18 protein-coding genes and 1 tRNA gene are annotated in these 22,197 nt (G+C 40.6%); 3 read left to right on the forward strand and 16 right to left on the reverse strand.

From position 1 onward, the window contains the following. Positions 1-134 precede the first annotated feature (134 nt). From cbiB to FBQ94_RS06265, 15 genes are all read right to left on the reverse strand, one after another. On the reverse strand, positions 135-1,178 hold the full coding sequence (cbiB, locus tag FBQ94_RS06195; protein ID WP_007222066.1) for an adenosylcobinamide-phosphate synthase CbiB: 1,044 nt from the start codon (positions 1,176-1,178) through the stop codon (positions 135-137). A 119-nt stretch (positions 1,179-1,297) separates the two neighbouring features. Further along, complete coding sequence (gene dnaK / locus FBQ94_RS06200; protein ID WP_007222065.1) at positions 1,298-3,172, reverse strand: molecular chaperone DnaK; 1,875 nt, start codon at positions 3,170-3,172, stop codon at positions 1,298-1,300. 3 nt (positions 3,173-3,175) lie between these two features. Continuing rightward, positions 3,176-3,787 (reverse strand): nucleotide exchange factor GrpE, encoded by a 612-nt coding sequence (locus FBQ94_RS06205; protein ID WP_007222064.1) that lies wholly within the window; start codon positions 3,785-3,787, stop codon positions 3,176-3,178. A gap of 344 nt (positions 3,788-4,131) precedes the next feature. Further along, positions 4,132-4,830: a metallophosphoesterase family protein gene (locus FBQ94_RS06210; protein WP_007222063.1), complete on the reverse strand. Its 699-nt coding sequence runs from the start codon at positions 4,828-4,830 to the stop codon at positions 4,132-4,134. 193 nt (positions 4,831-5,023) lie between these two features. Further along, positions 5,024-5,809 carry a protein kinase family protein gene (locus FBQ94_RS06215; protein WP_007222062.1) on the reverse strand — a complete coding sequence of 262 codons (786 nt, stop codon included), beginning with the start codon at positions 5,807-5,809 and terminating at the stop codon, positions 5,024-5,026. Between the two features lie 169 nt (positions 5,810-5,978). Then, a complete protein-coding gene (gene lipB, locus FBQ94_RS06220; protein ID WP_007222061.1) occupies positions 5,979-6,716 on the reverse strand; it encodes a lipoyl(octanoyl) transferase LipB in 738 nt (245 codons plus the stop codon). Beyond that, positions 6,685-7,935: a dihydrolipoamide acetyltransferase family protein gene (locus tag FBQ94_RS06225; protein WP_007222060.1), complete on the reverse strand. Its 1,251-nt coding sequence runs from the start codon at positions 7,933-7,935 to the stop codon at positions 6,685-6,687. Before FBQ94_RS06225 ends, lipB begins: the two co-directional genes overlap by 32 nt. 28 nt (positions 7,936-7,963) lie before the next feature. Beyond that, positions 7,964-8,938, reverse strand: a complete 975-nt coding sequence (locus tag FBQ94_RS06230; protein WP_007222059.1) for an alpha-ketoacid dehydrogenase subunit beta — start codon at positions 8,936-8,938, stop codon at positions 7,964-7,966. A gap of 379 nt (positions 8,939-9,317) precedes the next feature. Continuing rightward, positions 9,318-10,286 (reverse strand): thiamine pyrophosphate-dependent dehydrogenase E1 component subunit alpha, encoded by a 969-nt coding sequence (locus FBQ94_RS06235; RefSeq protein ID WP_007222058.1) that lies wholly within the window; start codon positions 10,284-10,286, stop codon positions 9,318-9,320. Positions 10,287-10,408: 122 nt separating this feature from the next. Continuing rightward, positions 10,409-10,654, reverse strand: coding sequence for a ferritin family protein (locus tag FBQ94_RS06240; protein ID WP_007222057.1), 246 nt, complete (start codon positions 10,652-10,654; stop codon positions 10,409-10,411). 46 nt (positions 10,655-10,700) lie between these two features. After that, positions 10,701-11,879, reverse strand: a complete 1,179-nt coding sequence (locus FBQ94_RS06245) for a class I SAM-dependent methyltransferase (protein ID WP_007222056.1) — start codon at positions 11,877-11,879, stop codon at positions 10,701-10,703. Positions 11,880-11,908: 29 nt separating this feature from the next. Continuing rightward, a complete protein-coding gene (locus FBQ94_RS06250) occupies positions 11,909-12,808 on the reverse strand; it encodes an NAD-dependent epimerase/dehydratase family protein (RefSeq protein WP_007222055.1) in 900 nt (299 codons plus the stop codon). Between the two features lie 268 nt (positions 12,809-13,076). Further along, on the reverse strand, positions 13,077-13,466 hold the full coding sequence (locus FBQ94_RS06255; protein ID WP_007222053.1) for an endonuclease domain-containing protein: 390 nt from the start codon (positions 13,464-13,466) through the stop codon (positions 13,077-13,079). A 554-nt stretch (positions 13,467-14,020) separates the two neighbouring features. Further along, positions 14,021-14,094, reverse strand: a tRNA-Ala gene (locus tag FBQ94_RS06260). A gap of 111 nt (positions 14,095-14,205) precedes the next feature. Continuing rightward, positions 14,206-15,618, reverse strand: a complete 1,413-nt coding sequence (locus FBQ94_RS06265; RefSeq protein WP_007222052.1) for an NAD-dependent malic enzyme — start codon at positions 15,616-15,618, stop codon at positions 14,206-14,208. 315 nt (positions 15,619-15,933) lie between these two features. Between FBQ94_RS06265 and lipA the strand changes: the two genes are divergently transcribed. The 3 genes from lipA (at position 15,934) to FBQ94_RS06280 (ending at position 21,642) form a co-directional block, all read left to right on the forward strand. Next, on the forward strand, positions 15,934-16,791 hold the full coding sequence (lipA, locus tag FBQ94_RS06270) for a lipoyl synthase (protein ID WP_285442055.1): 858 nt from the start codon (positions 15,934-15,936) through the stop codon (positions 16,789-16,791). A gap of 87 nt (positions 16,792-16,878) precedes the next feature. After that, positions 16,879-18,495, forward strand: a complete 1,617-nt coding sequence (gene amt, locus FBQ94_RS06275; protein ID WP_007222050.1) for an ammonium transporter — start codon at positions 16,879-16,881, stop codon at positions 18,493-18,495. A 12-nt stretch (positions 18,496-18,507) separates the two neighbouring features. Beyond that, positions 18,508-21,642, forward strand: a complete 3,135-nt coding sequence (locus FBQ94_RS06280) for a PAS domain S-box protein (protein ID WP_285442048.1) — start codon at positions 18,508-18,510, stop codon at positions 21,640-21,642. A gap of 139 nt (positions 21,643-21,781) precedes the next feature. Here FBQ94_RS06280 and FBQ94_RS06285 read toward each other — a convergent pair whose 3' ends face one another. Continuing rightward, on the reverse strand, positions 21,782-22,150 hold the full coding sequence (locus FBQ94_RS06285; protein WP_007222048.1) for a hypothetical protein: 369 nt from the start codon (positions 22,148-22,150) through the stop codon (positions 21,782-21,784). Between the last annotated feature and the right edge of the window lie 47 nt (positions 22,151-22,197).

The following is a 22,197-nucleotide window of genomic DNA, read 5'->3' on the forward strand; positions in this document are numbered from 1 at the left end:
TGGTTCAGGTTACGATCCAATGTCATTGAGTTAAGCATCCTGCAGAATTTATCCCTTTGGCGGATTCGCTCCGTTTAATCCACCATTGCATCGTAATAACATTGGGTTACAAACTCAAACCCGCCTGAGTTTTTTTACGAAAAGGCCCATTTCAGGCACACAACAACTCCGATTCCACAGGTCAAAAACAAAAGAGAGGCAACCTGCATTATGGTTATTGCCATACCTATCGATTCCAAAGTTAATCGATTCTGAACATCTCCGATGAATGGTTTTTTTATCACCTCACCCTGATAAGTACTCGGCCCCCCTAGCTGTACTCTTAAGGCTCCCGCCATAGCAGCTTCGGGAATGCCGCTATTGGGACTTTGATGTTTACGACCATCACGAAAAGCAATTCTCAAAGATTTCCGGAGACCATAACCACAGAGAAAAGATGCTATCGGAATTAACACGCCAGAAATTCTGGCTGGAATGTAGTTAGCTACATCATCCAGTCTTGCAGACGCCCAGCCAAACCGGATATATCTCTCGTCCTTATGTCCAACCATAGAATCAAGCGTACTTACAGCCTTATAGGCCATCGCTGCACCCGGCCCCCCGGCAAAAGAATAAAATAAGGGTGATAAGATACCATCTACACTGCTCTCAGCGACAGTTTCCACGCAAGCCCGTATTATCTGTTCTTCATTGAGATACGCTGTATCACGTCCTACGATCTGTGACAGCGCTTTTCGGGCCTGTATTAAATCATTTTCTTTCAGAAATGTCATTACCTTTTTTGCTTCATCAGCCAGACTTCTTATAGAAATTGCAAAATAAATAACAACAGTTCCTGTCATTATTTCACAGACGTAATACCATTGCCCCGATACCCGTATTACTGCATACGTTGTCAGATATGTTACTGTTACGATGATCGTAGTCAAAAATATCCCGGCAATCCGTTCAGGGATGGATAACCTTCGTAAGATACATTCAACACTTTCTATAAGCTTCCCGATCAATCGGATCGGATGATAAGCCCATTGAGGATCACCGATAAGGAGATCCAGGATATAGGCAACTGTAATTTGAATAAGAGTTATTGTAGGCAGGATTAAAAACCGTAGAATAAAAATAGAAATATGATAGTTAAATTCTGCAGTTGGACACAGATTAACACAGATAAGTACCAATAAAACATGATGCAGGTACTTTATTTAACACATCCCATAGGCGATTCACATTGCTTTTATATGCTGTTGTAAAATCAGTGTTTATCTGCGTTCATCTGTGTCCTTTTGCAATTTTTATGTTATTCTTTTACTTCATAATCAGCATCGATAATATCTTCCTCTCCACCTTCACCCTTCTTCCCTTCCTTTTTCTTCCCTTCACTTCCGGGAGGAGGAGGTGGTGGTGGTTGCTGTTCTCCTTTTTTTGCAGATTCCTGATACATCTTCGCGCTAATTTCATGCAACACATTTGTCAGGGCATCCATCTTTTGCTGCATACCCGTTTCATCTTCGGATTTTACCGATTCTCTCAAATCCCGGATAGCAGCTTCGACCTTTTCTTTCTGAGCAGCATCTACCTTTCCTGCCATGTCCTTTAAGGTCTTTTCCGCACTATAAGCAAGATTATCTGCCTTATTTTTTATTTCGGCCTTTTCTTTTGACCGTTTATCCTGGTCTGCATATTCCTGTGCCTGTTTCACCATGCGGTCAATATCTTCTTTATTCAGCTTTGTTGAAGCCGTAATGGTAATTTTTTGTTCATTTCCTGTGCCAAGATCCTTTGCATGAACGTTGATAATACCATTTGCATCAATATCAAAACTTACTTCAACCTGAGGAACACCCCGTGGCGCAGGAGGTATACCGGTAAGATGAAACTTCCCCAGTGTCACATTATCTCTGGCCATTGCCCTTTCGCCTTGAAGTACATGGATTTCCACACTCGTCTGGTTATCCTCCGCTGTTGTAAAAACCTGGCTCTTCTTGGTAGGAATGGTTGTGTTTCTGTCTATTAAACGGGTTAACACACCACCAAGGGTTTCGATACCAAGGGAGAGAGGCGTTACATCGAGAAGAACAAGATCTTTAACCTCTCCGGATAATACACCAGCCTGAATAGCTGCGCCCATGGCTACACATTCCATAGGATCAATTCCCCGTTCGATTTTCTTCCCTAAATAATCTTCAACAAACCTCTGTACGACCGGCATACGTGTGGGGCCGCCAACAAGAATAACCTTGTCGATGTCATTTGGCGTCAACTTGGCATCTTTTAATGCCTGTTCAACTGAATGAGCGCATCGGCTGACGATCGGAGAAACAAGTTGTTCCAGCTTTGCCCTGGTTAATGTATGGGTAAAGTGTTTCGGCCCGGAGGCATCGGCGGTAAGGAACGGAAGATTAATATCAGTTGTGAGGGTTGTCGAAAGCTCTATTTTCGCCTTTTCCGCAGCTTCTCTTAACCGTTGCATAGCCATCTTATCATTTTTAATGTCAATACCGTATTCCTTCTTAAATTCATCCACCAGATATTCAACAATAGTGTTATCCATATCGGTGCCACCCAGTTGGGTATCGCCACTTGTTGAAACTACCTCAAAAACACCTTGCCCGAAGTCCATAACGGTACAATCCAGGGTACCACCGCCAAAATCAAACACAAGGATTTTTTGGGATTTCTCAACCTTATCAAGCCCATAGGCCAATGCTGCTGCTGTAGGCTCATTAATAATACGGACTACGTCCAGTCCGGCAATAGTTCCCGCGTCTTTGGTAGCTTGCCTCTGATTATCATTAAAATAGGCAGGAACGGTAATTACCGCCTTTTCAATCCGTTCACCAAGAAATGCTTCGGCATCCTGTTTTATCTTCTGCAAGATAAACGCGGATATTTGCTGAGGAGTGAAGGTTTTACCGCGAATGGTGACTTTATGATCGGTGCCCATTTTTCTCTTAATTCCATAGATAGTCCCTTCAGGGTTGCTAACAGCCTGCCTTCTTGCAGGTTCACCCACAAGTTTTTCACCATCTTTTGTAAATGCAACATATGAAGGAAATGCTTTGCCCCCCAGGGTTGAGCCTTCCGCACTGGGAATTATGGTGGGTTTGCCACCAATCAACGCGGCTGCAGCAGAATTACTTGTCCCCAAATCTATACCAATAATCTTTGCCATGTCTTAACCTCCTTTTTCCTCTTCTGTCTTTTCCAGATTCTGAATATTTTCCTGTTTTGATTTCTGTGATACTACCACTTTTGCAGTTCTTAATACAAATTTATTTAGTAAATAACCCTTTTGAATCTCTTCCAAAACGGTATCTTCAGGGACATTATCATCAATCTTTCGCATGAAGACCTCGTGCTTATAAACATCCAAAGGGATGCCTATAGAATGTATAGGTTCCAAACCTTCTGACTTCATGATGCGAGAAAATTCTTTAAAAATTAATTTAATCCCATCCACAATTTCATTTCCTGCCGCATTTTTTGACGAACAAATCGCTTTTTCCAGGCTCTCGTAAATATCCAATAGCTTTTTGATCAATGATGCAGTAGCTGTGCGTTCAATATCCTGACGTTCTTTTACTACCCGTTTTTGGTAATTATCAAAATCAGCGGCAAGTCTCCGCATAGCCTCCTGAGTTTCACAAATCCTTTTCTTACCCGATTCTAATTCTTGTTTTAGAGATTGGATAATTGCCTGTTGTTCTGCAAATAGCACCTCGGATGGCTGTACAATTTCCACTTTTTCTGATGGATGGTTCGTATCTTTTTCAGCTTCATTTGACATTGTTATCTTACCCTAAACAATTTTCCATACAAATCTTACCTTGAATTACATTATGACAAATAGTTTATTGTAATACAATAATTAAAAATAGTACGTAGGGGGCAGGTTTTAAACCTGCCCCCGCATGCATCTTGTCCTTACCCACATCTTTAAATACCACAAAAAACACGAAGTACATGAAGAATAAGAGAATTCCAAATCTCAATAAAGATGCAAAATCTTGCTGCTCTACGCCACTTCTCTCTTCGTGTTCTTCGTGGTTTACCTTGCTTCTATCTTCGTTCCCTACCTAACTTGTGGGTAAGGATAAGACATGCATAGGGGGACAACCCGCCGATTCGCCCCTACATTCCGCCCTTTCTTAAAATCCCTGCAAGTATTTCAATCTGTTGATATGGCATATTTGTTGCTTGTAATCCGCGAATAGTTGCCTCAATATTGTATTGCACCCGTTTTATCTCAATATGACCATCTTCCCATACCGCGTATGATGCCTCAGGGACACCATCACGGGGTTGACCCACACTGCCGGGATTCACGATAACTATATCCTTAATTCTCCGTATCATCGGAAGATGCGTATGACCGATAAAAATAACATCGGCATGAATACCCTTTATCTTGTCCTCTAACTCCTCATCAGAAATATCGGGTTTAAGGTATTTATAAATATCGCCACTGGGCGAGCCGTGCACTAATAAAAATAACTTCCCTTCTGCTTCTCTATGCAGTGTTATGGGTAAATTACCAAGAAAGTTTTTTTCGGATGTGTTTAAGATGTCACGTGTAAAGGCCTTTCCCGCATTACTGAGTTCCTGATATTTTACAGAACACCCGCAATCCATATTCCTCCCTACCGCATGATCATGATTTCCACGAACAATGGTATCCGTTAAGTCCTGAACTTTTTTAATACATTCCCCGGGGTATGGCCCATAATTTACTATATCACCCAGACAAAAAACTAAATCAGCTTCTTCTTTACATACCGCTTCTAATGCATTGAGATTACCATGTATATCGGATATTATCAGTATTTTCATACCTTATATTTTTTACCTTCACTTCATATGTTTACCGCAGAGAGAGAACCGAGAAAATTACTGAGAGCCTATCCGAAAACCCTATAAGCCACAAAAGAAATATGTTTCAAAAGAAGTTTTCGGATAGGCCCTTAGAGCGCCAATCTGCCTTATTGTTTTAAACTATGCATTGTCCTGCCGGTTTTTTCGGTTTCTACGGTAAGACATTCCTTTGTAAGATAGCATTCACTTCCTCCTCCAACCCCTTTCGCCATTCTCTATACTTTCTGGAGAATGGTTTATATTTTTTTATCATCCTGTAGAGATAATTAATCCTGGACTCTACCATAAGCTTAGCAAGTTCTGTATTGTCATGGATATATTTATCTATGAGGTCTAATATTTTGTTTTTATTATCATAAAACTTTTCTATGAGATCAACAATATATGGCATATCATGAACAACAGTTCTGCTAAAAAAGGGTATTATTGAATCTGAAAAAGATAAAATATCCTCATGCTTATCGATAATAAGGCAGGCATTATTATCTACAGCATGCATCTTACCGTCTTCTGTAAATAAGATATTTCCTAAATGCCTGTCGCTATTTCCGATTACAAAATCAAACACCTTTAACCGTAGAAAATCTTTTCTCTGTTCCTCGGTAAATTTTTCTACCTGATATCCATCTTTAGCATCCTGGATCCATTCCTGAACTGAGCCATCGTATCGTGTTTTATTGATGGTGTCATCGATCACCATCGTTTTAGGCACCAGGCCAAGTTCTACTATCTTATCGATTTGATAAACAATCGCTTCCCGAATTGGTGTATCGGGATTATCGGCCATCCAGTAATGTCGGATATCGCATTTAAATATTACAGCGCTGCCATCCTTAAATGTTATTCTTTCCGGCCCGCGTGGACCTCCCATCCATCGGTCATACGTTATGTGAGCTATTTCCTTATCCTTTATACTGCCAAAGATCTCTTTTTTCATACCCTTTTCACGAATCTTATTTTTGCAGTCTTTTATATTTATATCTTCTTATTTGATCATAAAATTATGATCCTTGTAAATGTTAAAGGGTGACATGAACAAACCTTGCCCTGCAGGCTTTAAGCAGGGATAGCTTTTCCGTGCCTCACTTAATATTTAGAAATTTCAACTACGCAGGACAAACCTTCAGGTTTGCGCCTTTGCAAAGAAGCCTCTTTTTCTTAAAACCAATCTTTTGGAATATTGGTTCCATTTCAACCGGCAGGAGTTGTATTTGAAATACCTCTGAATAATGACTGGCAATTCTCGTATATACATCAGAAACAGATATTTTTGTACGGGACAGTTCCTGAACAGACGTAGTCGTTACTCCCTGAATTCCACAAGGAGTTATATAATTGAATGGCGATACATCGTTATTTACATTAAGAGAGAATCCATGCATGGTATAGCCAAGTGCAATCCGGACACCAATAAATCCGATCTTTGCCTTGTTTATCCAGACTCCTGTGTATTCCTCTTTTCGTTCCGCCCTGATGCCAAAGTCTGATAGCGTCCTTATCATCACCTCTTCCAGCATTCTCAGGTATTGATAGTAGTCTTTCGTATAGGTACACATTTTTATAATAGGATAACCAACTATCTGGCCTGGACCGTGATAAGTAGCCAGGCCACCCCGGTCCGTTTTATAGACGGTAAAACCCTTATCCTCATACTGCCTTTTATTTGCTATTAAATTAATTTCTTTATATCTGCGGCCAAACGTAAAAGTAGGAGGGTGCTGAAGTAAGAGAAAACAATCTTTTATTATATCAGAAATTCTGGCGTCTAATAACAACTTTTGAAGCTCCCAGGCTTCACCGTATTCCATGATATCAAGCTGGAGGAGAAGATTTTGTCTTTTCATACGATATCTCCTTCTTATAAGGGGAAACCTCCCATCCTTCTAAAATATTTTTTATTCTGCGAAGAAACATATCGGCATTTGCTCCATCCATAATCCGGTGATCGAATGAGAGGCTGAGATACATCATGGAACGAATTGCAATCGCATCCGCTATGACAACAGGTCTTTTCAGTACAGATCCAACACCTAATATAGCCGCTTGTGGCAGTACGATGACAGGCGTTCCAAACAAACTTCCGTTAATACCATAATTGGTAATAGTGAAAGTCCCTCCCTGTACATCTTCGGGTTTTAATCTCTTTGTGCGCGAACGTTGAGCCAGATCCTGAATTTCCTGAGCTAATTGCAGCAGATCCTTTTTATCAGCATCTTGTATTACAGGAACGATGAGTCCATCCTCAAGAGATACGGCTATTCCTATATTATAATAATTTTTCTGCACGATACCCTCATCTGTCCAGGAGGAGTTCAGGAGAGGATGTTCTTTAAGTGCGCGTGCTGTTGCAAGCGTTACGAACGGCAGATACGTAAGATGTATCTCCTCTCTTTTCAGGGCGTCTTTGTTCAATTCCCGATATCGTTCAATAGATGTCATATCAATCTCAAATACGGTTGTTACATGAGCTGCTGCCCGCTTGCTTTGTACCATCCTGCCGGCGGTAATCTTTCGCTTGGGATTGAAAGGAATAAGCGTTTCTCTCTCAAAAATCTTTGTTTCGCCTTCTGTTCGGGAAGGCGCAGAAGTAACGGCTTTTGAAGCCATATAATCCATAACGTCTTTTTTTGTAACACGGCCTCCTTCACCCGTACCCTTTACTTCTTCCAGATTAATAGCATATTCCTGAGCTAATTTCCGCACCAGGGGCGAGTATCTTCTTTCTTTCTCTTCTGCTTTTTCAATTTCTTCCGGTACCTTTGCTTTTTCAACCGCCTTTGCTGCCTTGAGCTTTTCTTCTGGTATATCTGCGTCTTCTGTTTGTTCAACAGCCTCAAGGTAAGCAATTACTGTCTGTACCGGCACTGTCTTTCCTTCAGGATACAGAATTTTCTTTATAACACCGGTAACGGATGCAGGCACTTCGGTATCAATCTTATCGGTACTTATTTCAACGATAGGTTGTTCCTTCTCAACACGGTCCCCTTCTTGTACAAGCCATTTGAGAATAGTTCCTTCAGCTACGCTTTCACCCATCTGTGGCATAATCACGTCAATAGGCATATTCTTAACCTCCTCTTACGAATGCTTATTAATATCGCATGAGTTTCTCTACCGCAGAAACGACATCCTTTACCTGCGGAATAAAGGCTTCTTCCAATGGCGGGCTATAGGGTACAGGGGTATCAGGGGCAGCAATGCGGATAATAGGGCCATCGAGATAATCAAAACAGTACTCATTGATTAAGGCGGAGACTTCGGCGCCTACACCGCCCGTCTTCGTTTGTTCATGTAACACAACAACCTTGTTTGTTTTTTTTACGGTATCGAACAGAGATTTGTTGTCTAAAGGCAGAAGAGTCCTCAGATCGATAACTTCAACCGAACAACCCTGTTCCTTTAATTTTTGCGCAGCCTCCAGGGCAGTATATACCATTGCTCCATAGGTAATAACCGATACATCATTTCCTTCCAGAGCAACCCTGGCCCTCCCTATCGGCACAACGTAATCTTCTTCGGGAATGGAATCTTTGATACGTCTATAGAGGTATTTATGTTCACAATAAATAACAGGATCATTATCGCGAATCGCCGCCTTTAATAAACCTTTCGCATCATATACCGTGGAAGGAAAAACGATTTTTAATCCGGGCACATTAAAGAAGTATCCTTCAATACACTGGGAGTGGAATGGTCCGCCATGAATATTCCCCCCGCACGGCGCCCGCACGACAATCGGAGTCGCCGCTCCCCATCGGTAATGGTTCTTTGCCGCCACCGTTACCAACTGGTCAAAGGAACATGTGATAAAATCTGCAAACTGCATTTCCACTATTGGCCGCATACCAGCGAGCGCCGCACCAATTGCAGCGCCGGTAAAGCCGGATTCAGATAATGGAGTGTCAATAACCCGCCATGTTCCGTACTTTTCCAAAAATCCTTCAGTCGCACGGAAAGCGCCGCCAAAAATCCCAACATCTTCACCCAAAATAAACACGCCTGGATCTCTTGTCATTTCTTCGTCCATTGCCTGTTTAATTGCTTCAAGATAGGTAATCTCTTTCATACTTTTCCTTTTCTTTTTCATGAACTATAAGTAATGTTAAAAGAAAATGTCGCTTTATTTTTGAGATCATGATAGTACAAAAATACCCTATAATTCAGAAGTGATAACAGATACAATGAAGATGATCTCTATTTCAAGCCCGAAGGGCTGTCATGATTATAGATAATGAATAACCCCAAAATCAACAACCCTGAAGAAATAATTATTTCTTCTGCTTTTTGCTATAATCATACCATCCCTTCGGGATTATGAGACAAAAATACCTTGATACTCTATCACGCCGTTTCTTTGGGATGAGGAAAAACTGATCTGTACTTTCTGGGAAATTTTACTCTACTCTGTGACATTTTGTTTTGAGATTACTATACTTACCTTTCTTCTAGAGAGGTGTTGCATAAACACCCTTCAGGCAGTCTTCCGGATCAGGATATGGACTTTCCTCCGCAAATGCCTCAGCCTCGTCAACCTCTTTTTTTACCCGTGTGTCGATGTCTTCCAGTTCCTCTCTTGTAGATATACTACCTTCCAGCAAATAGTTTTCCATATGCAAAATCGGGTCTTTCTTCTTCCACTCTTCCAATAATTCCCGCGGCACATATTTAGCGCTGTCATGTTCTGAATGACCGTGCATCCTCATGGTCTTGCATTCTATAAAGGTAGGGCCGCCGCCATCTCTTGCGACCTCGTAGGCTTCCTTTGCCGCAGTATAAACGGCTATCACATTGTTTCCGTCTACAATTTTACCGGGGATATTATAAGCAAGGGAGCGGTCCGCAATATTTTTAATGGCCATTTGTAACTGCAATGGCGTCGAGTAGGCATATTGGTTATTGTTACAGATAAACACAATCGGTAATTTCCTTACCGATGCGAGATTCATCCCCTCATGAAAATCACCACGGCTCGTTCCACCATCCCCGGTGCATGCGGCAACAACCCTTTTTTCGCCCCGTATCTTAAAGGCGAGAGCAACACCTGCTCCTACAGGATAATTATCCGCCAGATGACTGGGGAATCCAATAACACCAAAATTCAAATCCCCAACATGAACATTCCCTTCCTTACCACCAGTAACACCGGTCTTTCGCCCGAGATATTGAGCCATAAGGCGCTTTGGGGTAATACCTCTGACCAGGAAAACTCCCATATCCCTGAAATAAGGAGCTGCTATATCGTCTCTCTTAAGGGCATAGCCGTACCCGACAGAAACAGCCTCTGTACCATTACTTGTCCATGCGCCTCCCAGTATCTTTCCCTGATGATAGAGCGATGTAAACCGTTCTTCCAGCCTTCGGGTCAATCTCAGATAATAGTATAGCTGTACGAGATCTTCTCGCTTAATATCCATCGTTTTCTCCATCTTTAATATATTAGCCACTTAGCCACGAATTTACACGGATAAGCGCGAATTTAAGGATTATTTCTTCGCTTTGCTTCCCGCAATGATACGCTTCTTAACACCTGTGAGTTTTACAAACCACCGGTCATAGCCCGGTCAATCTCCATTTGGGCCTTAAGTTCCATCACATGGTTCGTAAGTTCTTCGATATGTCCTTTTTCCCAATCTGCTAAATTCAGCAACAGCTTACGGGTAGCAGGCTTTGCTGCTTGTAATGCAGCCCGATAGTAATAATCGTAAGATTCCTGCTCCCTTTTGATTGCCTCCATCAGTATTTCCATCATAGAAGAAGGCTCTGATGTGTAACTTATCTTCATGCGAACTCCTTTCTGTAGTAATAGATACGGTAGCGAAAGCCTTGCCTTACGTTACCTTCGTTTTAGTGTTGACTATAGGTAATGAGCATAAAGGTCTTAAACCCATAAGTTGAGGATTTTCAATATTCTTATGCTGGATTAGTATCTTGAATATCTCTCCCATTCCTTCCGGATGGAAAAGATTTTTTACCTTCAGTAATGTTTCAAAATCATTGCCCATAGCAGCTAATCTCTCCAAAATACCTAAGGCAATTAAATAATGAGATTGTTTTGTAAAACCGGTAACCTCCAATCCAAAAGATTTACCCATATTCATCAGGCTGGTAAAATCAACATGCGCTGTAATATCTTGTTCACCAGGCTGGTCGTAGTAATTTTTATTTACGGTATGCTTATAAAAGCATCGCAGGGTTCCGTCCATAGCGCCTTCCCGGTATATTCCATCAATAGTATCTCCATAATCAATAGTTATGACAAACCCTTTTCTCAGTCTTTCAGAAATATGCCTTAACCATTCAGCGGCATCTAAATTTACTTCGTATATGCGCCCTTCTTCTCCGGCTAATGGAAGCGTTTCAAGATGACTTTCTAATGCATGTATGGATACTTCATCTTCTATTTCGAAAAACTCCAGACCATTATAACCCACATAAATTTCTTTTAAAGTCTTATTTTTTACCCTGAGCCGGTGAACGGGTAGCGCATCAATAAATTCATTCGATAAGAAACATCCTTGAATCTTGCCGAATGAGAATCCATCTTTGGCGCGGGTATGCCACGAAATCTTTTTATCTGTCGATTCAATAGAGTCCAAAAGTGCTCTTTGTCTTTCCTTTGCATAAGGGTTGGTTTCAATGATGGTATAGCGGAGATACCGGTAAAATTCCGGATATTCCTTTCTTATACATTGCACAATATCATAACATAGCCAGCCTCTATTGGCGCCTATCTCAACAACGCTGAATATCCCTTCTCCCATTATCTTCCACATCTCTTCCAATTGCTTTGCAATAAGTTCCCCAAATATTCTGTGGATCGTAGGGCTTGTATAATAATCCCCAAATTTTCCTATCCGCTCCTTCTCTGCGTTATAATAGCCATAGTGCGGATGATATAACACTGTTTGCATAAATTCGGCAAAGGGAATCTTCCCTTTTTTCTGTATTTTTTCTACAATCAGGTCTTTAAGAGACTGCATACGGGGTAAATCGCGGGACGAACACAAGGTTTTCCCCCTCCATTATGCTTTTATAGTTACATACAACGTAGTAATTCTTGAATATATCGCCTTAAACCCTCAATTCCTGTATAGCGCACACCTAACATCCTGGATTGAGTGTTATCAATTGTATTGACAGGCTGCTTAGGTGTGCCGCTGATATGGGAGTTGGAGGCACAGAGTTCTTTTGCAATACGGGCTATGCTCATGTTATCTGCGTAGAAGTCGACCAGGTTATAAATCTTTCCTGAGGTCTCTTTGTTGTCAATTGCCAAATCTATAGCCTGTGCTACATTCTCCGCACAAACTATCTTTCCGCCGCCGGAAACCTCTATATTACACCCGTGCTTAATATCTTTTACGATATGGTACCAGGCAGAGTGAGCCAGGTGCGGATTGATACCGTAAATGCCTACAGGACGGAAAATCGTTGTATCAAAGGCTTTTGTTGTGAAGTATGCATGACAAAATGCCTCTATCGATGCCTTATAAGCGCCGTAGTTTGAATCGGGTATCAGGGGATGGAATTCATCCAGCTTGATATGAGGAAAGATGTGCCCATACACTGCGCAGGAGCTGATAAAGATGAATTGCCTGATATGGGCTTGCTTCGATGCCTCTAACAATTCTATGCTACCGAAAAGATTTGCCTCTACGAATCTTTTCAGATCCTTATTGGCCGCCTCCTGAAAGGTAGCGCCCTTTCGCTCATACGCCATATGGATAACAACATCGGCGCCCTGGACAAATTTCCCCACAGTTTCTTTATCAGTAAGATCTCCTCTTACAAAGGTAATTTTTTTTTGATAATCCGACAGATGCAAGGTTTTGCTGTCGTTTCTTATCATGGCCTGGATCTGAACATCCCTTTCAAAAAGCCTTTTTGCTACATAATAGCCCAAAAATCCTGTTAAACCGGTAATAGCAATTCGCATAGTTTATTTCTCTTGTATTGATTCTGGAGATTTATCCAAAGTTCCGGAGATGTTTCAAATTCCCGGATGTGCTGGTTTTCCCATTAAATCAATCATATTCTCTTCTTATCTTCTTTCAATGATAATCTGTAATTTTATTATCAAAATATTGTCTTGGCAATGGGATAACACCTCATATGATATCACGTACTCCGTTAATAGTAACCTCGATGGTAATATCCCATCCTTTTCTGCATAACCCACAAAGTCCCCCTTAATAAAGGAGGATTCAGGGGGTTGTGTTTTTTGTAGTTGTATCTTTCCTTTCAAATTCTTCTATCCAGTTTTCAATTACCCGCACTACAGCGTGTATATCTTTTTTAACATCCCATTCATAAAACCGTAACACCGATAAACCTAATGATTCTAACTTCTGTTGTCTTATTTGATCGCTCGCAGATTTTTCATTATGGCTAATACCATCAATTTCAATTACCAATTTTAGCTTATTACAAAAGAAATCAACGATATAGTCGCCAATGGGCTTTTGCCGCATGAACTGATACCCTTTTATTTTCTTGCCTTTTAATATATTCCAGAGTAAGACCTCTGACAAAGTACTCTTTTTTCTGAGTTCTCTGGAAAGGATTTTTAATTTTGAATTATAGTAAATCCTCATATGATATTTTTAACACCCCTTGTCAAGGAAAACAACCCCCTGAATCCCCCTTTGTTAAGGGGGACTTTCCCGTATCTAAAAAATCTATTTCAATTAAGGGTCTTCTAAGTTCTGTGTGGGTAAATTTCCAATAAGAACTTCCTCTTTAGCGCAAACATAGTATCCGAATAATGAAACCGAACATATCATCAACTACAGAAAGATTCCCCAGTCTGTCATTGCGAGGGTCTTTTCCGAAGCAATCTCTTCTGAACTATTCAAAGGATTGCTTCGGACACTACCCTCGTAATGACATTTTCAGAATCCTCTCCATTTCATACACTTACCCATTAGCCAAAGACTCAGCTTTCTCCCTATTCTGTCCGGTTTCATTTATTGGATACTATAATAAGTCTTTTCAGGTTTTTGTATATTACACTATGAGCCTTTATTATTCTCATTCATCACATTTGAAAGTATTTTCGTTTGATTTGGTGACGTTCCGGGGACACATCGGGGACGGTTTTTTAGGGGTGGAAAAAATCATAAGGAGTTATAGGTAAAAACTTAAAAAATGGAGACGAGGGGAATCGAACCCCCGACCTTCTCGTTGCGAACGAGACGCTCTCCCGGACTGAGCTACGTCCCCACAGAGTTTCTGTTTCGGAGAAAATGTTAAAAGATATATTTCTATTATTATATATTTCATACTTTTAATTGCAAAATATTTCTTCGTTTCTGCCGTAAGGAATACATCATATTACAAAACTTCCCGAGTAGCCACACCACTTTTTCTTGCAGCATCGGCAACTGCCCGCGCTACATCTCTATGAACATTCTCGTTAAATACCCCTGGTATAATGTAATCCTCTGATAGGTGCTCTTCTTCAATACCACAAGCAATAGCGTAAGCCGCTGCCATCTTCATCTCGTCGTTAATTGTTGTTGCCCCGCTATCCAGCGCCCCTCTGAAAATACCGGGAAAACAGAGTACATTATTAATTTGATTCTGATAATCCGACCGGCCTGTGGCAATAATTCTTGCAATGCCCTCAATTGAATCCGGCTCAATTTCAGGATCAGGGTTTGCCATAGCAAATACGATAGAATTTTCATTCATGGTTTTTACGAAATCCTTATGGATAATATTGGGGCCGGAAACGCCAATAAAGACATCTTTGCCTTTCATAACATCGGCCAGAGTCCCTTTTTCTCTCTTTGGATTTGTGATTTCTGCCAAAGCTTCCTTGTCGGGATTCATATGGACTTTTCTGCCTTTGTAGATAGACCCTGCAGTATCGCATACTACGATATTTCTTGCCCCGGCCCTGAGAAGTATTCTGGCAATAGATGTTCCAGCGGCGCCAGCGCCGCTGATAACAATAGAAATGCCTTCCATTTCTTTTTTAACTACTTTTAGCGCATTGATAAGACCTGCGAGGCAAACCACCGCAGTGCCATGCTGATCATCGTGAAATACAGGAATAGCTAATTCTGCCTGTAATCTCTTTTCGATTTCAAAACAGCGCGGAGCCGAGATATCTTCCAGATTAATGCCCCCAAAAGTAGGGGCAATATTTACAATCGTTTTCACTATTTCACCTGCATCTTTTGTGTTGAGAAGAATGGGAAATGCGTCTATATTCCCGAATGTTTTGAATAACATGGCCTTGCCTTCCATGACGGGCATCCCTGCCACAGGACCAATATCACCTAACCCAAGGACCGCCGTACCATCGGTTATAACAGCAACGGTATTTTTAATAATAGTATACTCTCTGGCTAGTTCAGGCCTTTTCTGAATGGCTTTACATACCTTTGCTACGCCGGGTGTATATACCCTTGAAAGGTCCTCGAAGGTAGTAATATTAATACGGTTGCTGAGGAAAATTTTTCCTTTTTCATGAAGTTCGAAGACCTTATCTTTCATGCTGATTATTTCTATGTATTCTTTTCCTATAGCAGAAAGGGCATTTGCAATTTCTTTAACCTGTTTATCTGTAGTAACGTACACGGCTAAATCTCTAATCTTAAATTCCCTATTCACTTTAATGATCTGGATATTACCCATACTTCCACCTAATTTACCAATGGTGCTGAGCGCCCTGCCCAGTGTACCTGGAACATTTTTTAATTTTAGACGAATGGTTACAAGATTTTCTGCAAGTTTCATAAATTTTCAATCTCCTGAGTAGCATTGAATGTATAAAATAGTGAAAATATATTGTTATGAGATAAGAGAAAAGACAATTGCAGCGCATTATATCAATCTGCTGCAAAAAAGCATAGAACTATAGTAACTACTCAGGTAAAAATGTTGTTGCTCCTTATCTTGAGCAACTTCTCTCACGGTAGTTTATAAGATTCCCCGGTACAGAAATGATACAAGATAACACTTGATTACCGATGCTTATCGCCGTATAATCTGGCAATCATAATTATTATAATTCCATAATACTACAATACTTACTTCTCTACAAAGTTACCAATACCCATGCGTCCACATTGGCTAAAAACAAAATTATCTGCCGGTAAAAATTTTCATGACATAAAAGGTATTTTACGGGAAAAACAGCTCCATACGGTTTGTGAACAAGCCCTATGTCCAAATATCGGTGAATGTTTTGAACAGCGAACTGCAACGTTTTTAATCCTTGGCAATACCTGTACCAGACGGTGTGAATTTTGTGCTGTAAAGAAAGGGGATCCCGCGAGAATAGATAAAGGCGAACCTCACCGGATTGCAGAGGCTGTTAAGGAAATGGGGCTAGCCTATGTGGTGGTTACTTCTGTGACAAGAGACGATCTTTCTGACGGTGGCGCATCGGTTTATGCAGAAACTATTTACCATATCCGGAAGTATATTGAAAATTGTAAAGTTGAGGTTTTAATACCCGATTTTGGAGGGTCTTTAAAGGCGCTGGAGACAGTAATTCATGCAAGACCTGATATAATAAATCATAATATAGAAACTGTGCCTCGTCTTTATTCAAAAGTAAGACCTGTGGCAGATTATGCACGTTCCCTGAAGTTATTGAAACATGTGCATGAAAAAAACCCGTTCCTGATAACAAAATCAGGATTGATGTTAGGTTTGGGTGAAGAATGGAACGAAATAATCGAGGTTATGCAGGGCATAAGAAATGCCGGTTGCGATCTCCTCACCTTAGGACAGTATTTAAGTCCAGCGAGAAATGCTTTGCCAATTCAGCGCTATTATACCCCGGAAGAATTTGAAATATTGAAACGGGAAGGTATCTGTATGGGATTTACCTATGTGGAATCAGGACCACTCGTGCGGAGTTCCTACCACGCACAGAGGCAAACGGACTATGTCCTTATCTGATGAAATAAAACGGTACGTGGACGGTGAACCGGGGGAATTTGTGATTACAACCTCATGTTGTTTACAAGGAGTGAAAAAGGAGTAAAAATGCTCAGGAAACAAAGCTACTACAGGAGTAGCAGGCTGATTTTAGCTACTCTTTCAGGTATCAGTGTGTTAACCATAATCTTTTACCCTTCTTATGCTGTGTATGCAGAAACACCTTTGCAGTTATTTCAGAAAAAACTGAATTTTATCTGGCTTATTGTTTCTGCCAGCATGGTCTTTTTCATGCAAGTCGGGTTTACTGCCTTCGAGGCTGGCTCTGTGCAGGCTAAAAATGCAATAAGCGTTGCAGTAAAGAACATATTGGACTTTCTCGTAAGCGCCATAATGTACTTTTTACTCGGTTTTGGAATAATGTTTGGTGCAAGTTATAAAGGGTATTTAGGAACAAATAATTTTTTATTTTTCGGTATCGATACCCACCTGACTTCTCTGGGATATGCCTTTGTATTCTTCCAACTGGTATTTGCAAGTACTGCAGCTATTATTACATCCGGCGCCTTCTCAGAAAGGGCGAAACTTTCGACGCATGTCTGTACCACCATTTTTGTAGTAAGCTTCATTTATCCTGTTTTTGGTCACTGGGCATGGGGGCATTTATTTCACCACAACCAATTTGGCTGGCTTGGGAAGTTGGGATTTATCGACTTTGCAGGCTCTACCGTAGTTCACTCTATAAGCGGATGGGTAGCATTGTCCGGAGCCATTATGCTGGGGCCAAGGATGGGAAAATTTAATCCGGACGGCACCGCAAACAGGATGTACGGACACAATCTGCCTCTGGCTACCATAGGCACATTTTTCCTCTGGTTTGGCTGGTTTGGATTTAACGGCGGGGCTATTTTACAGGTAGATACCAGTATCGGGTTAGTAATCATCAACACAACCCTTGCAGGCGCAGTTGCAGGTGTTTGCGCTGTCGCTTTTGGAAGACTGAAAAACAAGAGATTAGATGCGGCAGAGATACTCCTGGGAATCATGGGCGGATTAGTTGCCATTGCCGCCGGATCAAGCAGGGTGAGCTCTCTCTATGCATGCGTTGTGGGATTCTGCGCAGGAATTATTGCAATATTAGCAAAGGATTTTGTTGAGAGGGTGTTAAAGGTGGATGATCCTGTAGGCGCTGTTTCCGTCCATGGTTTTTGCGGCGCCTGGGGTACGTTAGCCGTAAGCCTGTTTACACCCGCATCCGCATTCTCTATAACAAATTCTAACCGGCTTCTGCAGGCAGGTGTTCAATGTTTAGGGATTATCGCGGGATTTGTCTGGGCCTTTTCGATGGGTCTTTTACTTTTCTGGTGTCTAAAAAAATTTGTTGGCATCCGGATCAGTAAGGAAGAAGAGGTAAAAGGGCTGAACATCAGTGAGTATGCAGACGTTACTTCATGGCTTGACTTTGTAAAAATCTCGAAAGTCCAGGACCTGAATGCTGCATTACAGGACAAAATAAAAGAAAGAACAAGAGAACTTGAGCATATAAAGGAACATCTCGAAGAGGATGTAAAGAATCGAACATACGAATTAGAAGCATCGCGGGACGAACTGAAGAAAAAAGTAGAGCAATTAGAAAATTTTGCCAAAGTTGCTATCGGAAGAGAACTCAAGATGAAAAAGATGGAAGAAGAACTGAAGACATTAAAACAGAAAGAGCGCTCATAGCGATGGAGTAGTATGAAACTCGGTACTAAATGTGTCTTATCCATAAGTATTACTCTGGCGCTCATCCTGGGAATCAGCTTTACGTGGATTATTCAAAGGCAACGCTATTTATTAAAGGAAGAGATTAAAAAACAGGCAAAAATCCTCGTGAAGGAAGTAGAGATTACCCGCAAATATCTGGCAAGTGTTCAGGATATTATCAACACTGATCCCATAAGTGGCAATAAGGTTTTTAAAGGTCTGAATCCGGCAAAAGCCGGCAGTGAGATCTCTCATCGCATCAGCAAGAGCACCCCTTATATCATTCGGCAAATAAGCCTGAAATACCTGAAAACGATGGAAAAACAAAAGCCACAAGATGCATTTTCCCGCGAATCATTAGACGCAAATAATAAGAAAATATTGCGTTATATCGATCCTCTTTATATCGAAGAAGAATGTCTCCAGTGTCACGGCGAACCCTCGGGAGAACTGGATATTTCCGGACATAAAAAGGAAGGATACAAAATAGGAGATTTGAGGGGCGCTATAAGTATCATCGCTCCTTTGGAGCCTATTTATGCCAGTTTAAAGACAAATATCATAATACTCATCGGTATCGCATCGTGTTCTATTGGAATTGTTATTTCTGTTACCTTTCTGCTGATCAGAAAATTAATTACACGCCCAATAGCAAAGATATCCCACACCATGAACGCCATTGCCAGCGGCGACCTCGCGAAAAGAATACATATGAATTCAAGGGACGAGATTGGAATGCTCGTTACCTCCATAAATAAAATGACCGAAGACCTGCAGAAGACTACGGTATCGAAAGCTTACGTAGATAATATCATTGAGAGTATGATCGACACCTTAATTGTAGTAGATAAAAATAATAAGATAAAAACCGTTAATAAATCAACGCTGAAGCTCTTAGGGTATGAGGAAAAAGATTTAATCGGCAAAGAGGTAAGTATCATTTTACCTGATAAAGGCAATCCTATTGTAAACAGGAGGTGGGATGCTATTTCGAATGAGGATGTATTTAAAGATTACGATATTACTTACCGCAATCGCAATAACGAAGATATACCTATGCATTTTTGCGGACGTATTATGCGGAATCATGAAGGAGAGATACTGGGAATTGTCGGCGTTGCCCGTGATATGAGGCAGATAAAAAAACTTATCAGTGAATTATCTGACTTCAGAGAGGCCACTTTGTATATGCTGAGCGATCTTGAAAAAACGCGTTTGGAATTAGAAAGGGAAGAGAAGAAACTGGAATTGATAGTAACCGAGATTGGCGCTTATCTCTGCCTTATAGATAACAATATGAAAATAGCATGGGCGAATAAACCCTTTGAAGACCGGTTTGGTAAGATAAACAGTTTTATCGTACCGAATTGTCACAGCATCTTCGGTTGTGGCGAAGTGCCTCCTGAAGATTGTACAGCAAGCCGTGTATTCAAAACCGGTAAAATACAAGAAACAAAAAGGCTGGTGATTGGCAAAGATAATGAGAAGAAATACTACCATTTTATCAGTTCGCCAATAAAGGACGCTCAGGGAAATATCGTCCAGGTGCTCGAATTGATACAGGATATTACCAAGATGTGGCAAATGGAGCATCAGAAGGAGATTATCTACAATATCAACAAAATTATTACATCGGGTCTCATGCCTGAAATGTTTAAAGCCATAAGTAACGAACTTAAGCGCATTATTGATTTTGACCGGATTAGTATTGCCCTGCTTGATGAAAAAACACAAAGGTTTGAAGTTTTGGCAGTTGATACGCCATATGATTATACGGCAATCAGCGAAGGTGACTGGTTCCCGAAAGAAGGTAGTCTGTTAGAACGGGTAACGTTTACCGGTAAGCCATTTATTGTGAGAGATACTTCAAAAAGCGCCTTTTGGTCGGATCAAACGTTAATGAGAGAGGGAATAAAATCCAGACTGGGTTTTCCCCTTGAGTACAAAGGTGCCATTGTCGGAACAATTAATTTTGGAAGTAAAAGGGTAAACAACTTCTCGGAAAAACATTTCACCATACTAGAGCAGATTGCCATGCAATTAGCCATCGCAATAGAAAATACGCGGTTATTTGCAAAAACAAAAGAATCGGAGGAAAGATACAGAGATCTGTATGATAATGCCCCGGATATTTACATAACGAATGATGAAAATGGCAGTATCATTAACTGTAATCAAACAGGCGCAGCGATTCTTGGATATAAAAAAGAAGAACTCATTGGAAGGCATATCTTTGAATTTCAAACAGAAAAGACACGAAGGATCATGGAAGAATTATTACCAAAACGTTTTAGTGGACAACTCGCAAAAGGGTTAGAGTTGCAGATGGTAAAAAAGGACGGAAGTATCATCGATGTAAGTCTGAACGATAATCATATCTGTGATAATAGCGGTAGAATTATTGCCATCAGGTCTGTCTACAGAGACATAACTGCCAAAAGAAAGCTGGAGGTACAGCTTGTAGCGGCAGAAAAGTTAGCCTCACTGGGAAGGGTTGTTGCAAGTGTTGCTCACGAAATCAATAACCCACTGGAAGGGATCACGAATTACTTACAGTTACTTCTGGAGAATATGTCTAAAGATGAAGAAGAAAGAAAGTATGTTGAACTTGTAATGGAAGGTATTCATAGAATAGCAGGCATTGTAAGACGTTTGTTAGAATCTAATCTGAATATCCTGGAAGAAAAGGGAGACCATAATATTAACCATCACATTCAAAATATTGTAAGTTTATTGCAAAGAAAGCTTACTCAAAATACGATAACGGTAAATCAATTTTTGGACAATAACCTTCCTCAGATAAGGTGCCACCCTAATCAATTAGAACAGGTGTTTACGAATCTTATACTTAACGCCATCGATGCAATGCCATATGGCGGAGTTATCAATATTGTTACCCAGATGGAAAACGAACACCTGTTGATCAGATTTACCGATAACGGCTATGGAATACCGGATAAAGACCTGCCAAAAATCTTTGAGCCTTTTTTTAGTACAAAAAAAGGAACCGGTTCAGGATTGGGTTTATGGATATGCTATAATATCATTACCGAACATGCAGGCAGGATCGATGTTAAAAGTAAACTTAACATGGGAACAACGATTCAAATTACTTTGCCTCTTTAGCTTTCCCCTGAGAGGATTTATAGATAAATTCTTCAGAATTAATGAAGAAAAGAAGAGAAAGGTTTAGAGTTTAGAATTTTTTGTCAACTCTAAACTCTAAACGTCTTTGCCATATTTTCCGACTTATTCAGTCAGGTTTTTATTTATACTGGATATTATACGATCTCTCATTGCCGTGTTGTAGAAATGCAATTGCCTTTACCTTCTTATGCTCATCATCGTGGGCAATGTACTCGAGATGTTTCGTCTCTTTAGCCAGGTCAACAATAATATCAAAAAGCCATCGCTCGTATGGAAGTGATGCAATCTCTAAGAGTTCGTAAGCAGTTTTTTGTGATATTTCACCCTGTTTCCACCGCTTCGCAATACTGCTTATTTCCTTATAGAGATTATCCTGAACGGAGAACCGGCAATATTGATATCTCTTATTATCGACAATTTTGTCTGTAATAACGTCAGGCTCTGAATACAGCGGTTGTTCATGGTCTACGACCTTTATCTTTTGCATAGGACACTCCTTTTGGATATTAATCCAAATTAGCAAATTATGAATTA

It is taken from the genome of Candidatus Jettenia sp. AMX1 (assembly GCF_030263775.1).
GTDB classification, from domain to species: Bacteria; Planctomycetota; Brocadiia; order Brocadiales; family Brocadiaceae; genus Jettenia; species Jettenia caeni.

Excerpts from the sequence above, each read along its gene's own strand:
- FBQ94_RS06240 (WP_007222057.1), bottom strand. The coding sequence starts at position 10,654 with ATGAAGATAAGTTACACATCAGAGCCTTCTTCTATGATGGAAATACTG.
- FBQ94_RS06265 (WP_007222052.1), bottom strand. The coding sequence starts at position 15,618 with ATGAAACTTGCAGAAAATCTTGTAACCATTCGTCTAAAATTAAAAAAT.
- FBQ94_RS06215 (WP_007222062.1), bottom strand. The coding sequence starts at position 5,809 with ATGAAAAAAGAGATCTTTGGCAGTATAAAGGATAAGGAAATAGCTCAC.
- amt (WP_007222050.1), top strand. The coding sequence starts at position 16,879 with ATGCTCAGGAAACAAAGCTACTACAGGAGTAGCAGGCTGATTTTAGCT.
- FBQ94_RS06205 (WP_007222064.1), bottom strand. The coding sequence starts at position 3,787 with ATGTCAAATGAAGCTGAAAAAGATACGAACCATCCATCAGAAAAAGTG.
- FBQ94_RS06225 (WP_007222060.1), bottom strand. The coding sequence starts at position 7,935 with ATGCCTATTGACGTGATTATGCCACAGATGGGTGAAAGCGTAGCTGAA.
- lipB (WP_007222061.1), bottom strand. The coding sequence starts at position 6,716 with ATGAAAAGACAAAATCTTCTCCTCCAGCTTGATATCATGGAATACGGT.
- FBQ94_RS06280 (WP_285442048.1), top strand. The coding sequence starts at position 18,508 with ATGAAACTCGGTACTAAATGTGTCTTATCCATAAGTATTACTCTGGCG.
- FBQ94_RS06285 (WP_007222048.1), bottom strand. The coding sequence starts at position 22,150 with ATGCAAAAGATAAAGGTCGTAGACCATGAACAACCGCTGTATTCAGAG.
- FBQ94_RS06235 (WP_007222058.1), bottom strand. The coding sequence starts at position 10,286 with ATGGATATTAAGCGAGAAGATCTCGTACAGCTATACTATTATCTGAGA.
- dnaK (WP_007222065.1), bottom strand. The coding sequence starts at position 3,172 with ATGGCAAAGATTATTGGTATAGATTTGGGGACAAGTAATTCTGCTGCA.
- FBQ94_RS06255 (WP_007222053.1), bottom strand. The coding sequence starts at position 13,466 with ATGAGGATTTACTATAATTCAAAATTAAAAATCCTTTCCAGAGAACTC.
- FBQ94_RS06250 (WP_007222055.1), bottom strand. The coding sequence starts at position 12,808 with ATGCGAATTGCTATTACCGGTTTAACAGGATTTTTGGGCTATTATGTA.
- FBQ94_RS06210 (WP_007222063.1), bottom strand. The coding sequence starts at position 4,830 with ATGAAAATACTGATAATATCCGATATACATGGTAATCTCAATGCATTA.
- FBQ94_RS06230 (WP_007222059.1), bottom strand. The coding sequence starts at position 8,938 with ATGAAAGAGATTACCTATCTTGAAGCAATTAAACAGGCAATGGACGAA.